Genomic DNA, 13,465 nt, shown 5'->3' with positions numbered 1-13,465 from the left:
CTTTATGAACCCCGCAGAAATGCGGGGCAAGCTCTGACTTCCTCACTAAATTTTCATTTAGCCCGCTAAACTCAAATTTAGTGACTTCGCCAGAACCATAAATCCTTGATTTTCACGACGAAACCGCTCCAAACAAGCTCTTAGCGCCACCGGGGATTAATCTCAGGTGGCGCTTTTTTATTTTACATTCAGCACTACTGCGGCCCGCATCAGCCCGGCAATAGACATCAGATCAGTGATTTCGCCCCGGTAGACCATCTGCAGGGCCTCTTCAAAAGGCAGTCGTTTGACCCTGAGATCTTCGGTATGCTCGGGTTCCGCTTCTCCCTGTGTCAGTTCCCGGGCGATATAAATTTTGCCCGCCTCATCGGTAACGGAGTTGGAGGTATGGAAATCGAGGATGTGTTCCCATTGCGCTGCGCGCAGCCCTGTTTCTTCCAACAGTTCGCGCCGGGCACTTTCCAGAGGCGACTCAGAGCCGATGGGGCAGCCACCTTCCGGGATTTCCCAGCTGTACTGCTCAATGGTGTAACGGTATTGGCCAACGAGCCAGGTATAGCCTTCTTCATCGATGGGCACAATACCGATAGCTTCATTTTTGAAATGCACCAGTCCGTAGATACCATCCGTGCCATTAGGCGTGATGACCTTCCGGTGGGTGACCTGAATCCAGGGATTGGTGTAGGCTTCATCGATGGAGAGCGTAGTCCAGGGGTTCTTCATGGTTTTTGTACAAAGATATGCCTATCTTACCCAATTCAAACGAAGGATTATGACAAAAGCCACCACCCTTGCCCAGCTCGATCAGCTAGACCAAGAGCTCAGCCGCCTTTTTAGACAACTGGAAAGGTACGATAATGCGCCCCTCAATCAGCAGCCCACCGATGGTGGCTGGACCGTCCTGCAGGTGCTGCATCATTTGATCTTGGCAGAAGAAGCCTCTGTGGGGTACATTCAGAAAAAGTTAAGCTTTAACCCGGTACTGGAAAAAGCCGGATTCCGGGCAGCCTGGCGGCTATTCGTCGTTGACTTCTACTTCCGGATGCCATTAAAGTTTAAAGCCCCGAAGGGTGTAGACCGGGAGGCGTTGCCGGAGCACGCTGATTTTGAAAGCACAAAAGCACAATGGGAATCCCAACGGAGAGCACTCCGCAAGTACCTTTCGCACCTTCCCGACGCTCAATTTGACCGGGAGCTGTACAAGCATCCATTTGCAGGCAAGATGAGCCTGCGGCAAATGCTACAGTTCTTTGGCATGCATATCAAACGGCATCAAAGCCAAATCAACCGTGTACTGAAAGAAGTAGGTTAGAACAGTGCCCCGGCGATCGCGGCGGTAAGAAAACAGGCTACCGTTCCACCAATCAGAGCTTTGATACCAAACTCAGTGAGGGTTTTGCGCTGCCCCGGCGCGATGGCCCCGATACCGCCAATCTGAATACCAATGGAAGCAAAATTGGCAAACCCACATAGCGCATAGGTCGTAATCAGCAAGGATTTTTGAGACATTTGATCCTTGAGCCCCTCCATTGCTGCATAGGCAAAAAACTCATTTAAGGTTGTTTTCAGCCCCAGCAACTGGCCTACGACCAGGATGTCATCGGATGCCACGCCGAGCAGCCAGGCGACGGGTGCGAAGAGCAGCCCCAGCACATATTCAAGATTGAAGCCCTTGAAGCGGCCGTCTGTTTGCGCCTGTACGATTTCGTTCAGGCCAGTTGGCGCGCCAATCCAGTTGATGAAAAGGTAATTGAGCATAGAGATAAAAGCCGTAAAGACCAGGAGCATAGCCCCCACGTTTATGGCCAGCCGCAGCCCATCGCTAGTGCCTCTGGAAATCGCATCCAAAATATTGCTGCCTACATCCTGTTTGGGGATATCCAGTTTCTGGTGCTCCAGATCAACAGGGCCGGTAGCCGGAAAGAGCATCTTGGCCGCTACGATAGCTGCCGGAGCAGAAATAATTGACGCAGTTAGCAGGTGGGTGGCGAACATCTGCCTGACTTCAGGATCGGAACCACCGAGGAACCCAACGTACGCTGCAAATACCCCACCGGCAATTGTTGCCATGCCACCGGTCATCAGGCAGAGGATCTCAGATTTATTCATCCCTTCCAAATAAGGCTTGATGACAAGCGGAGCTTCGGTTTGCCCAATAAAGACATTCGCCGCAGCAGCCAGGCTTTCTGCCCCAGTCAGGCCCATCGTTTTGGTCATCACCCATGCAAACCCCTTGATGATCACCTGCAGGATCCCCAGGTAATAAAGCACAGAAGACAAAGCCGAAAAGAAAATGATCGTAGGCAGCACCTTGAAGGCGAAAATATAGCCCACATCAAAAAGGCTGCCTTCTGTAGCACCCGGTATTTGCACGAAGTCGGGCCAGTTGCCAAGAACGAAGTCGGCACCGGCATCTGTAAAATCAAGGACGACCACAAAGAAACTTGCAATAAGGTCAAAAGCCTTTCTGACCAGTGCAATCTTAAAGATAGCCAATGCAAGCACGACTTGCATACTCACCCCGATAGCTACCAAACGCCAGTTGATGGCGCGCCGGTTAGCGCTGAGTAAATAACAAACACCCAGTAATGCAGCAACTCCAAGAGCGCCGCGTAGTAGCCCGATCACAAACTCCATACCTGCCGATTGATTTGAACGATTCCAAAAGTAAGAAAACTTGGTGATCATCCCGGTTTGCTGTACAATATTTATACTTTTGCCCAAACAGCAATACTGTTATGGCAAAACCTCTGATCATTGGTATTACGGGCGGAAGTGGGTCAGGCAAAACGACGTTCATCCACCGGCTCAAAGAGCGGTTCTCTGACCACCAGATTTGTGTTATTTCTCAGGACGATTACTACCGTCCCCGGGAAGAACAGCAACAGGACGATCGGGGCATCCATAATTTTGACCTTCCGGAATCCATTGATGTAGCTGCTTTCGCGCGGGATATTGAGCGGCTGATCGCCCTGCAGCCCGTAAAGCGGCAGGAGTACACTTTTAATAACGAGCTGGCTAAGCCGAAAATGCTCACCTTCAAACCGGCTCCTATTTTGCTGGTGGAAGGGATTTTCATCTATCACTTCCACGAAATCCGCCGGCTGTTTGATATCCGTATCTTCCTCCACGCTAAGGAAAACCTGAAGGTCATCCGCCGCATCAAACGAGATCAGATCGAACGCAACTACCCGCTGGAGGATGTGCTGTACCGGTATGAGCACCATGTACTGCCCACCTTTGAGAAATACATTCAACCCTACATGGACGAGGCGGACCTCATCATCAACAACAACCTCCACTTCGACCGGGGGCTCGAAATGCTTACCGGCTATCTATACCATTATCTGGAAGTGGGGCGGGAGAAGTTTAACTTTAAGAAGGAGGAGCAGGATGGGGTGGAGTGAGTTTGGTGAAGATTTGTCTGCCTTGGTGAGTTTACGTTTTTCAACAATTAAAATTACAGTTTTTGATAGATCTTCTGCACGGTAGGAGAAGTGATTTTTTCATTTTTGGTGAGGGTTTAGACTACTGACTGACACTATGCTGGTGGCTAAGAGCGTGTTGGGACTTTTGTCTTCTAGTCGAAAACTAACAATTTTTTGGTTGTACGAGGCACGAAAACCGGAGTTTAGCCTTAGCTAAATAGCCTGTCCCGCAGTTTGCGGGAAGGATTTTCGGGACGAAGTATAAGCAAAAAAGTGTAGTTTGCAGGCCGATTACTAAAGTCCCAACACGCTCTAAAGTCTTCCCGGCTACTCTATGGGCAAAACCTGTGGGACAAAATTAGTTAGCTTAGTGTTAGGGTGAGCTTTTACTGCGTGAGTCGCTCCATTCGTCTCCAGCACGCCCTAACTTATTTTCATAAAAAACGGGGCGCTGCCAACAGCAACGCCCCGTTTTTTCATTCACTATCTGATGTAGGTCTACTGCTTCACCATGCGCAGCGTCTTCACCGTCGCCCCATCCACCATTAGGTGGGCGAAGTAGGTACCGGCGTTGAGCTTTTCGCCAAAGCGGAATTGCCCGGCCGAAGCATTGAGGTGCTGATGCTCTACTTCCTGCCCAAGGGCATTAAACAGTACCAGATTGACCTGATCAGCAGTCTGAGGCACTTCGTAAGTTACCGTGAAGGCACCTTTTGCTGGATTAGGGAAAGCTTCCAGTGCAATACCGGCAGCCAGGTCTTCAGCGTTGGATGGATTACCCGCTTCAACAACCAGTACCTTGTCCAGGCCTGCTTCCACCAGGTGCCCCTGTGCCTGATCATCGGCAGTGGTGACTACCAGGCGCATGTTATCCGTCAGGTCGATCAGATCTGCCAGATTGACCTGCTGAATCTTGCGCCACAGGCTAAGCGACTGTGTGATGGTGGCAATTTCCACCTCTTCTGCCCCATTCGTGATACTGATGACCAGCTCATCATTAGGCGTAGAGCCTGCCTGCCCACCAGCGTTGAAGAACCAGTAGCTGAGCGAGAGCAAGGGGATATCGTAATTCGACAAGTCCATGGGCGGCGAACGAAGTACAACGTTGCCATTATCCACATCATCATTACCGGCGCCACCGCCACCATTGCCAGTGGAGTAGCAACTAAAGCCCAGGTCATCCGGTGCATCGCTGCCGGGGTGCGACTGCGTGCCCTGATAATCTGTGCCAACAGGCACACCCAACTCCCACTGCCCGGAAGGGGAAGTCCCTCCTGTCAGCCAGTCAAAGTCGAATAAAAAGTCATCCTGATAGCCCGGCTCAAGCGCAATGGTTACTTCTGTATTGTTGCTCAAGTCGACAGCATTCAGCACACCGTGCAGGTAACCCCAGGAGCCGGCAATAACTTCATAGCTGCCCTCGGTAATGTTGTTAAATACGAAGTTACCGTTTGCATCGGCTATTGTGTTAAAGGTGAAAACTTCGTTATAGGCTTGTACGAAAGCGCCAGGCACCGGTTGCCCATCACCGTCACGTACCGCCTGCCCGGTCATGGAAAACTGCTGCAACGGCACCAGGTCTACATCCAGCTCGGTGAGTACGCCATTTTCAAGATTGACCTCCAGAGTCTTGGACTGATAACCCGGCTTTTCGAAGGTCACCTCGAAGGTACCAGCCAGGACCTGACCGGTAGCGTAGGCTCCAAAGGGGTCTGATTCATCGTAGTTTGGCTGCTCAGAATCGATAAGCACAGTAGCACCGTTGATGGGCGCCTGGGTTACAGAATCGCGTACCAGACCTTCGAGCCAGCAGGCCCGCTTGAAGTCAGGCTGCAGGACATAGAGCCCGTTGTTTATATCCGTGACCAGCACCGTCTGAGATGGCAGAAAAGGATATAAGCCCCAGGCACCGCTGAAGCCACCATCGCCACCCAGCCAGGTGTCATAGTTGCCCACTTCAATGAGATTAGAAGGGCGGGACGCATCAACCACCCGGCCACCGTCGGTGTAGTAGGAAATCAGCAGGTAATCATCCCAAACGTGCACGTTGTGTGGTATCACACCGGAACCAACCGTACCAACAGGGCGATACTGGTCAAGTTCTTCAATTTCTGATAAGTCTGTAATATCGTAAGCGGCGACTGGTGCATTAGCGACTTCATCGGTCGTGAAGGCAGCTGTTTCCGATTCATTGACCCAGATGTTGTGGGTGAAGGAAAACGGTGTGCCCCGTGTACCAAGTGCCTGTATGTTTTCTTTGTCCGAAACATCGTAGATGGTCATATTGCCTACGTAGATTTCAGAAGCGTACATGCGGTTGCTGACCACATACACGTCATGCGAGTAAATCGCCGGGGCAGGTGCTACGAACTCAGGCTCGCCGGTTTCTGTATCTACATTGAGAATGATCATGCCGCCGTTGTTCATATTGCAGCCGGCCAGATAAGCGTAGCCGAACTCATCAATATAAATATTGTGGCAGGTTTCGATCGTGCCCAGGCCCGGCAGGTCCGGTGTCCAGTGATAGTAAGGTGCCGCTTCCGGAAGCTGAGAAAGGTCGATAACAGTAACGCCTTCGGTCGTGCCTCCCTGATCGGTAGTAATGTAGGCAAAGTGCCCCCAGGTTTTCATATCTCTCCAGGTAGAAAACTGCCCGGGGATACGAACGACCTCTTCCGCGTTTTCAGGATCTTCAAGAGATACGATAGAAACGCCTTGTTGCAAGCCGACAATCGCATATTCTATACCCGTCTCCGGGTCAGCCCACCCCCAGATGTCATTCAGGCCGGTATCGTTGTACTGTACCTGCGACAGTAATTCCATGTTGAGTTGTGCTACTGCAAGGGTAGCCGTCATCGTTGCAAATGACAGGAGTAAAAGTACTTTCTTCATACGTTATTTAGCATTAAGGTGGAAAAGTGTTTCGATTAGCTTACGCCAGAACAATTTCCGGTAGTTGTGACTTCAGCGACCAAATATAATCACCTAAATGGCAATTCTGGTATTTAGGTACGCCGGATCACTGCAATTGTTAGTCGGCTGACACATATCAGCCTTTCTTTTTCGTCGTTGATGCGGATTTCCCATACGTGGAGTTTCCGCCCGATGCGCAATGGCATGACCCGTCCGGTCACCCACCCGCCGGTCACTGACCGCAAATGATTGGCGTTAATCTCTATCCCAACAGCCATGTGAGTCTGCATGTTTGCAATACACAGCTGAGAAGCTAAACTGCCAATCGTCTCTGCCAATGCCACCGATGCACCGCCGTGCAGCAAACGCGCAGGTTGTACGGTACGGTGGTCAACGGGCATCGTGGCCTCGAGGTAATCATCACCGAAGTTGGTGAACTCAATTCCCAAGTGGTCTACCATCGTGCTCTGGCAAATCTGATTAATGCCCTCCAGAGTGAATTCCTGTTTCCAAATCATAGCGTGTAGGTATTATTCATTTCGAAGTGTTTATCTTGCGCACAAAAAGTGAAGCAGGTTGTCTTTTTATCGCCCGCCCACCCGCTCAGGGGCGGCATTGCCTCGAGCACAGAACGCCTTGCACAGGAGATGCTGCAGCATGGCTATGAGGTCCGCATCCTCTCTTTCAGCCTACAATACCCTGGCTTCCTTTTCCCCGGCAAAACACAGTACACAGACGATCCTCCGCCCGCCGGGCTCCACATTGAGCCCGTGATCAATTCCATCAACCCTTTAAACTGGATAAAGGTTGGCCGTAAGTTGAAGGCGCTGGCCCCTGACCTGATTATTGTCCGGTACTGGCTGCCTTTCATGGGGCCGGCACTCGGCACAATCCTGCGCATCGGCGGCGGGGCTGCAGGTACTAAAGTGGTGGCGATCACTGACAACGTAGTTCCCCACGAGCACCGCCCCGGCGATAAGGCCTTCACCCGGTACTTCCTTAATGCAGTGGATGCCTGTGTAGTCATGTCCCGCGCCGTCAAAGCTGATATCCGCACCTTTGCTAAAGATATGCCAGTGGCCTACATCCCCCACCCCATTTATGACAACTACGGGCCAACGGTGGAACGGGAAGCCGCCCTTGCGCAGTTGGGCTTGCCAAAGGACCAGCGCTACCTGCTGTTTTTCGGCTTTATCCGGGGGTACAAAGGGCTCGACCTGCTGCTTCAGGCGATGGCATTGCCGGAAGTGCGCACGCTTGGCGTGAAACTTATTGTAGCCGGTGAATTTTACGACGATCCGGCACCTTATCAGCAACTCATTGCCGGGCAAGGGCTGGAAGAGCAGATCGTCTTGCGCAACGCCTACATTCCCAACAGCGAGGTGGGCGCCTACTTTGGCGCTGCGGACCTCGTGGTGCAACCTTATAAAACCGCAACTCAGAGCGGCATTTCCCAGCTCGCTTTCCACTTTGGCAAACCAATGGTGGTCACCCGGGTGGGCGGCCTGCCGGAAATCGTGCAGCACGGAAAAGAAGGTTATGTGGTAGACGTGAGCCCCGAAGCTATTGCCGCAGCTATTGCTGATTTTTACCACAACCAGCAACAGGAAAGCATGGAAACTGCGGTAAGAGCCGGACGAAGCCGATTCTCCTGGGAAAATATGGTGCGCGGCATAGAAGCCCTTATCCGCCAATAAAACAGAAAATGATGCAATCCACTATAAAAGAAGCCATACAGGCAAGTATTGAAGCCAAAACCCTTTTGCTGCAGGATGCTAAGCTGCTGCAGGAAATAGAAACCGTGGCTCAGGCGTGCATTGAGGTGTACCGGCGTGACGGAAAAGTCCTGTTTTGCGGCAACGGTGGCAGCGCTGCCGACGCGCAGCACCTGGCTGCCGAGCTGTCCGGGCGCTTTTATTTCGACCGTCCACCGCTGTTTGCAGAAGCCCTGCATGTCAATACGTCTTTTGTTACGGCCGTTGGCAATGATTATGGCTACGATGCGATTTACGAACGCATGGTGGAAGCAGCGGGGCGCCCGGGCGACTTGCTCTTTGCCATGTCTACGTCCGGCAACTCCCCCAACGTCTTACGAGCGGCCGAAAAGGCTAGAACGATCGGTATGAAAGTCGTGGCAATGACGGGCAACTCCGGCGGGGAACTGCGGAAACAGGCCGACTATCTGCTCAACGCGCCCAGTGATGATACGCCCCGCATACAGGAATGTCATATGCTGATGGGGCATACTATTTGTCAGCTGGTGGAAGCTGCATTATTTAAACGCCCCCGTACATCTTAAACTGCCCGAAGCGTTGCTTTTGGGCAGCCTCAGAACAAGCGAAGAGCATCGCCTCAGCTATTTCCGCGGGCTGTACCCACTGGCTGAAATCGGCATCCGACATGGAATCCCGGTTGGCTGGCGTATCAATGATGCTGGGCAGAATGGTGACCGCCTGTACGTTGCGCTCTGCACCTTCCACATTGACGATATCGGCGAGCTGCAGGACCAGCCCTTTGGACAAGCTGTAGGCGACCAGGGCTGCTGCTGATTCCGCATCCGTTGCCGGGCGCGCCCCAATCAGAATAATCCGCCCACCCTCTGCCATCTTGGGCAGGGCGTTTTGTACCGAATGGAAGGCTGTCTTGAAATTCAGGGACAGCATTTTATCCAGGTCTGCTTCGGAGGTGTCAGCCAGCTTGCCCATAGCAAAGCCGCCGACCAGAAAGATAGCGGCATGAATGTTTTCCTGATTGGCGAAAAATCCAGCTACCACTTTGCCGTCCATGACATCAAGGGGTTGGATGCGCAGTTCCACCGGACTACCGGTTGCTGATTTCAGGTGGTCGATCTGATCCGGGTGACCGGGCTGAGTCAGTGCGGTGACTTCGTAACCTGCTGCTAAGAATTGCTGGGTAACAGCAGTGCCCAGCCCACCTGCGGCACCGGTTATGATGGCTTGCTTTTTCATTTTGTTGTTTTGGAATAGAAGGTGGGTAACGCCCGAAATGTTTAAATTGCCCACTCAACAACAACCTCTAAATCCAGAGCTATGCCCTACTCCGCCCTCTTCCTCGACCGCGACGGCGTCATCAATACCCGCATCCCGGGCGGGTACGTCAGCCATCCTGATGAATTTGAGTGGATGCCCGGTAATCCGGAAGCCATTGCAAAGCTTCGGCCCTCGTTCGATTATTTTTTTGTAGTCACCAATCAACAGGGCATTGGCAAGGGACTGATGACCATGACAGAGCTTCAGGCCGTACACGATCACATGTGCGCAGGCCTGGAAAAGGCAGGTGCCCTACCCGACCGCATTTATACCTGCCCCGATCTCAAAACAGTGCCCAACAACTGCCGCAAGCCCAGCCCAAAAATGGGGCACCAGGCCAAAGCGGACTTCCCAAATATTGACTTCAGCCGGTCAGTCATGGTGGGGGACTCGCTCTCCGATCTCCAATTCGGGCACAACCTGGGCATGCGCAACGTCTGGGTGACGGGAAAGGCGGAAGACGAGGCTGAAATCAGGTCGGCGATTGATGATGGCTTACCCGTTTGGCAGATCATTCAAACCCTTCAGGTGCTCCCAAATTTACTCACCTGAACTCCTCTCATTTTCAAACCTGCCTTTCAGGCTCTTTACGCACTCCGCGTGAAAACCCTCCTCCGCGATCCTTTGCGTGCCCTCCTCCGCGACCTTCACGTGAAACCCCTTTCACCTAAAATCCACCATTTCCGCAACAATTGCCCGCCCCCAGCCCACCGGAAAAACGTATTTTAGCCCCTCAAACCACATTTACACGACCATGCAACTGTTTCGATTCCTCCTTTCATTAACACTTTTCGGGCTCTTCGCAAGCCTCCACGCCCAAAACCCCGGCGCCGACCACGGCAACAAATTTGAGCAACTGGGCACCCTCATCACCCCGCCCAATAGCTACCATGCCTGGGATGGCGCCCCCGGCCCCGATTACTGGCAGCAGCGGGCCGACTACGAAATCGACTGCACGCTCAACACCGAGGAGCAGCGCCTCGACGGCAGCGAGTGGATCACCTATTATAATCATTCCCCTCAGCCGCTGCGCTACCTGTGGCTCCAACTGGACGAAAACCAGCACTCCCCAAAGAATGACAACCAATATTTCGACCCCAGCTCCATCAAACCTGTGATGAGCGAGTACGAACTCAAAGCCCTAGAAACCTGGCGCGGGCGGGATAAATACGGCGTGAATATTGAAGCTGTAGCCGATGAGAACGGCCAGGCACTGGAGTATACCATCAATCAGACCATGATGCGCGTGGAACTGCCTGAAACCCTGGGACCGGGCGAGCATTTCCGCTTCCGGGTGGACTGGCATTACTACATCGTGGACCGGGTGTACCTCAACCACCTGCTCGAAGCTACCGGCAATGCTGCTACCCTGCCCCGGGGCGGGTACGAATATTTCCCGGAGGACGACAACTACCTCTACACCATCACCCAATGGTACCCCCGCCTTTGCGCTTACACCGATTTTGGAGGCTGGCAAAACAATCAATTCACCGGCCGGGGGGAGTTTGCGCTGACCTTTGGCGACTACACCGTACGCATTACGCTGCCGGAAGACCACATGGTCGGCTCCACCGGAGCATGCCTCAATTATGTGGATGTGCTTACGCCAAAACAGTTGGAGCGCTGGGAAGCCGCCCAAACCGCGGACGCCCCGGTAGAAATCGTCACCCTGAAGGAAGCCAAAGCCCAGGAAAAAGCGAAACCAGCTAAGAAAACCCAAACCTGGATTTATCATGCCAATCAGGTGCGGGATTTTGCCTGGACCGCCAGCCGGAAATTTATCTGGGATGCCATGCCGCACTCCAACAGCGATGGCAAACGGGTGATGTGCATGAGCTATTACCCCAAAGAGGCTTACCCCATCTACAGCCGCTACTCCACCAAAGCCGTGGCGCATACGCTGAAGACCTATTCTAAATACAGCCTGCCTTACCCATACCCCACCGCGATTTCAGTGGAGGCCAGCAACGGGATGGAATACCCCATGATCTGCTTCAACCCCGGCCGCGCCGAGCCCGATGGCACTTACACGGAAATAGCGAAGAAGAGCGCCATTTCGGTCATCATCCACGAGGTGGGCCACAACTACTACCCCATGATCATCAACAGCGATGAGCGGCAGTGGGCCTGGTTTGACGAGGGGCTGAATACCTTCGTGCAGTTCCTGGCCGAGCGGGAATTTGACGCCGATTACCAAAGCTGGGCGGGACCGCCTCATCAGATTACGGCATACATGAGCATGCCTAAGGGCGAACTGGAACCCATCATGACCAATAGCGAGAACATCAAGGATTATTTTTCAAATGCCTACCTCAAGCCAGCCACCGCCCTCAACATCCTGCGGGAAACTATCATGGGGCGGGAGCTCTTCGATTACGCCTTTCGGGAATATGGGCGTCGCTGGGCGTTCAAACACCCCACACCGGCGGACTTTTTCCGCACGATGGAGGATGCGAGCGGCGTAGACCTCGACTGGTTCTGGCGGGGCTGGTTCTATAGCACCGATTATGTAGATATTTCCCTGGATAGCATAAAATGGTATAAGGTAGATCTTGAGAATGACCCGGAAAGCCGGGAAATCACCCAACCGGTGCGGGCCTCAAAGCCTTTTCGGGACCTTTCCCAAATCCGCAATGAAGAAGCAGGTATCGTCCCTGCCGATGAGGAAGACCCCGAGCTGCAGGATTTCTACAGTAACTACAGGCCCTGGGAAACGGCAGACAGCGTGACACAGCAGAAGATCGTAATCTACGATGAGCCCTTCAGCAAGAAGGAAAAACAGCAACAGTTTAGCGATAAGAATTACTACGAGCTGCACTTCAGCAACAAAGGCGGGCTCGTTATGCCGGTCATCATCCAATGGACCTACGAGGACGGCAGCACTGAGATCGACCGTATCCCTGCCCAGATCTGGCGTAAGAACGAATCGGCCTTTACCAAGGTCTTTGTCAGAGAAAAGCAGGTCAAAGCTATTGAAATCGATCCCTACCGGGAAACGGCAGATGCCGGGCTGAGCAATAACAGCTGGCCACTACGGCAGGTCCCGTCACGCTTCCAGGTCTTCAAAAAACATAAGATTGAGAGTGGGATAAACCCCATGCAGCGTGCCAATGGGAAATATACTGACGATTAAGTGGTCTCCGATAAAGATCGGAGCAGCAAAGCTACTCAATGCCTGCCTTCTTGTCGGTACTTTGGCAGGATTGAATGAGCTGAAAAATATGAAAGCAGATGAAAAAACAATGAAAACAGTACAGGTATGGAGAAGCAGAGGCTGTTATTGAAAGGTATGAAGGAGGCAATGAGTTGAATTATTCTGAAATAAGAGGTAACTTTCTTTTTTTATATCCAGTGACGAAAAGCAGAAAAACATGGACAGATCGGAATTATTACAACGGATAACAATGAATCCAGAAATTTTATTTGGCAAGCCTTCAATCCGAAACATGAGATACTCTGTATCAATGATTTTAGATTTATTGTCAGCAGGAATGACGAACAAAGAAATTTTAGCTGACTACCCTGATTTAGAATTAGAGGATATTCAAGCATGTTTAGCCTTTGCAGCTCGATTAGCGAATGTAGAAAGCATAACGAAAATTAAAGCTGCTTGATGAAATTTATTGTTGATGCTCATTTTCCAAAACGATTGAGTAAATGGTTGAATGTTAGAGGTCACGACTCGATTCATACATCAGATTTACCGAAAGGTAATAACACTACCGATATTGAGATAATTGAAAAATCAATTGAGGAAACAAGAATTGTAATAACCAAAGACAGTGATTTCTTAAAATACCGAGTAGTTAAAGGGGAGCCCGATAACATCTTAATGGTCACTACTGGAAATATAATTAATACCGAATTGATTAAGCTATTTGAGGAAAACTTTAAAACCATAACTGACTTCTTTGAATCGGGTAAAAAAGTCATTGAATTAAGCAATGAAACGGTGATAGTACATTCCTAAAAGGAAAGTCAAAAAAGAAGAATAATTAAAAAATCATACTGTGCCTAACCCAGTGCAGCCGAACAATACTTCGCTGCGCTGCGTACTGCGACTGCACAGCCCTT

General features: G+C 51.6%; 13 protein-coding genes. 8 read left to right on the top strand and 5 right to left on the bottom strand.

Annotated elements, in window-relative coordinates:
- Positions 1–177 precede the first annotated feature (177 nt).
- The gene (locus RIC19_RS06680) at positions 178–723 is read right to left on the bottom strand and encodes an NUDIX domain-containing protein (protein ID WP_350177521.1); all 546 of its coding nucleotides are present in this window, start codon (positions 721–723) and stop codon (positions 178–180) included.
- Positions 724–772: 49 nt separating this feature from the next.
- On the opposite strand from RIC19_RS06680, the gene RIC19_RS06675 reads away from it, so the two are divergent.
- Positions 773–1,312 carry a DinB family protein gene (locus RIC19_RS06675; RefSeq protein ID WP_350177520.1) on the top strand — a complete coding sequence of 180 codons (540 nt, stop codon included), beginning with the start codon at positions 773–775 and terminating at the stop codon, positions 1,310–1,312.
- Here RIC19_RS06675 and RIC19_RS06670 read toward each other — a convergent pair.
- Positions 1,309–2,688 (bottom strand): NupC/NupG family nucleoside CNT transporter, encoded by a 1,380-nt coding sequence (locus RIC19_RS06670; protein ID WP_350177519.1) that lies wholly within the window; start codon positions 2,686–2,688, stop codon positions 1,309–1,311. The genes RIC19_RS06675 and RIC19_RS06670 overlap by 4 nt on opposite strands.
- Positions 2,689–2,738: 50 nt before the next feature.
- Here RIC19_RS06670 and RIC19_RS06665 point away from each other — a divergent pair, with 50 nt between their 5' ends.
- Complete coding sequence (locus tag RIC19_RS06665) at positions 2,739–3,407, top strand: uridine kinase family protein (protein WP_350177518.1); 669 nt, start codon at positions 2,739–2,741, stop codon at positions 3,405–3,407.
- 519 nt (positions 3,408–3,926) lie between these two features.
- Here the strand turns inward: RIC19_RS06665 and RIC19_RS06660 are convergent.
- Together RIC19_RS06660 and RIC19_RS06655 are read right to left on the bottom strand one after the other, a co-directional pair.
- Positions 3,927–6,320 carry a choice-of-anchor B family protein gene (locus tag RIC19_RS06660; RefSeq protein WP_350177517.1) on the bottom strand — a complete coding sequence of 798 codons (2,394 nt, stop codon included), beginning with the start codon at positions 6,318–6,320 and terminating at the stop codon, positions 3,927–3,929.
- A gap of 113 nt (positions 6,321–6,433) precedes the next feature.
- Complete coding sequence (locus RIC19_RS06655) at positions 6,434–6,859, bottom strand: hotdog fold thioesterase (RefSeq protein ID WP_350177516.1); 426 nt, start codon at positions 6,857–6,859, stop codon at positions 6,434–6,436.
- A gap of 48 nt (positions 6,860–6,907) precedes the next feature.
- Here RIC19_RS06655 and RIC19_RS06650 point away from each other — a divergent pair, with 48 nt between their 5' ends.
- Together RIC19_RS06650 and RIC19_RS06645 are read left to right on the top strand one after the other, a co-directional pair.
- Positions 6,908–8,038, top strand: a complete 1,131-nt coding sequence (locus tag RIC19_RS06650; RefSeq protein ID WP_350177515.1) for a glycosyltransferase — start codon at positions 6,908–6,910, stop codon at positions 8,036–8,038.
- Positions 8,039–8,046: 8 nt separating this feature from the next.
- The gene (locus RIC19_RS06645) at positions 8,047–8,640 is read left to right on the top strand and encodes a D-sedoheptulose-7-phosphate isomerase (RefSeq protein ID WP_350177514.1); all 594 of its coding nucleotides are present in this window, start codon (positions 8,047–8,049) and stop codon (positions 8,638–8,640) included.
- Here the strand turns inward: RIC19_RS06645 and RIC19_RS06640 are convergent.
- Positions 8,618–9,310 carry an SDR family NAD(P)-dependent oxidoreductase gene (locus RIC19_RS06640; RefSeq protein WP_350177513.1) on the bottom strand — a complete coding sequence of 231 codons (693 nt, stop codon included), beginning with the start codon at positions 9,308–9,310 and terminating at the stop codon, positions 8,618–8,620. The two genes, RIC19_RS06645 and RIC19_RS06640, sit on opposite strands and share 23 nt — an antisense overlap.
- Before the next feature lie 81 nt (positions 9,311–9,391).
- On the opposite strand from RIC19_RS06640, the gene RIC19_RS06635 reads away from it, so the two are divergent.
- The 4 genes from RIC19_RS06635 (at position 9,392) to RIC19_RS06620 (ending at position 13,361) form a co-directional block, all read left to right on the top strand.
- Complete coding sequence (locus tag RIC19_RS06635; RefSeq protein ID WP_350177512.1) at positions 9,392–9,943, top strand: D-glycero-alpha-D-manno-heptose-1,7-bisphosphate 7-phosphatase; 552 nt, start codon at positions 9,392–9,394, stop codon at positions 9,941–9,943.
- Positions 9,944–10,145: 202 nt separating this feature from the next.
- Complete coding sequence (locus RIC19_RS06630; protein ID WP_350177511.1) at positions 10,146–12,524, top strand: M1 family metallopeptidase; 2,379 nt, start codon at positions 10,146–10,148, stop codon at positions 12,522–12,524.
- Between the two features lie 238 nt (positions 12,525–12,762).
- Positions 12,763–13,005, top strand: coding sequence for a DUF433 domain-containing protein (locus RIC19_RS06625; RefSeq protein ID WP_350177510.1), 243 nt, complete (start codon positions 12,763–12,765; stop codon positions 13,003–13,005).
- Positions 13,005–13,361 carry a DUF5615 family PIN-like protein gene (locus RIC19_RS06620; RefSeq protein ID WP_350177509.1) on the top strand — a complete coding sequence of 119 codons (357 nt, stop codon included), beginning with the start codon at positions 13,005–13,007 and terminating at the stop codon, positions 13,359–13,361. Before RIC19_RS06625 ends, RIC19_RS06620 begins: the two co-directional genes overlap by 1 nt.
- Positions 13,362–13,465 lie beyond the last annotated feature (104 nt).

It is taken from the genome of Phaeodactylibacter sp., assembly GCF_040219495.1.
In the GTDB taxonomy this organism is placed as follows: domain Bacteria; phylum Bacteroidota; class Bacteroidia; order Chitinophagales; family Saprospiraceae; genus Phaeodactylibacter.
The sequence above is the reverse complement of the archived record's forward strand: the minus strand, read 5'-3'. Positions and strand labels throughout refer to the sequence as shown.

Bases quoted from the DNA above. Each gene is read 5' to 3' on its own strand.
- RIC19_RS06625 (WP_350177510.1), top strand. From the start codon at position 12,763: ATGGACAGATCGGAATTATTACAACGGATAACAATGAATCCAGAAATT.
- RIC19_RS06670 (WP_350177519.1), bottom strand. From the start codon at position 2,688: ATGATCACCAAGTTTTCTTACTTTTGGAATCGTTCAAATCAATCGGCA.
- RIC19_RS06680 (WP_350177521.1), bottom strand. From the start codon at position 723: ATGAAGAACCCCTGGACTACGCTCTCCATCGATGAAGCCTACACCAAT.
- RIC19_RS06675 (WP_350177520.1), top strand. From the start codon at position 773: ATGACAAAAGCCACCACCCTTGCCCAGCTCGATCAGCTAGACCAAGAG.
- RIC19_RS06620 (WP_350177509.1), top strand. From the start codon at position 13,005: ATGAAATTTATTGTTGATGCTCATTTTCCAAAACGATTGAGTAAATGG.
- RIC19_RS06660 (WP_350177517.1), bottom strand. From the start codon at position 6,320: ATGAAGAAAGTACTTTTACTCCTGTCATTTGCAACGATGACGGCTACC.
- RIC19_RS06630 (WP_350177511.1), top strand. From the start codon at position 10,146: ATGCAACTGTTTCGATTCCTCCTTTCATTAACACTTTTCGGGCTCTTC.
- RIC19_RS06645 (WP_350177514.1), top strand. From the start codon at position 8,047: ATGATGCAATCCACTATAAAAGAAGCCATACAGGCAAGTATTGAAGCC.
- RIC19_RS06635 (WP_350177512.1), top strand. From the start codon at position 9,392: ATGCCCTACTCCGCCCTCTTCCTCGACCGCGACGGCGTCATCAATACC.
- RIC19_RS06665 (WP_350177518.1), top strand. From the start codon at position 2,739: ATGGCAAAACCTCTGATCATTGGTATTACGGGCGGAAGTGGGTCAGGC.
- RIC19_RS06640 (WP_350177513.1), bottom strand. From the start codon at position 9,310: ATGAAAAAGCAAGCCATCATAACCGGTGCCGCAGGTGGGCTGGGCACT.
- RIC19_RS06655 (WP_350177516.1), bottom strand. From the start codon at position 6,859: ATGATTTGGAAACAGGAATTCACTCTGGAGGGCATTAATCAGATTTGC.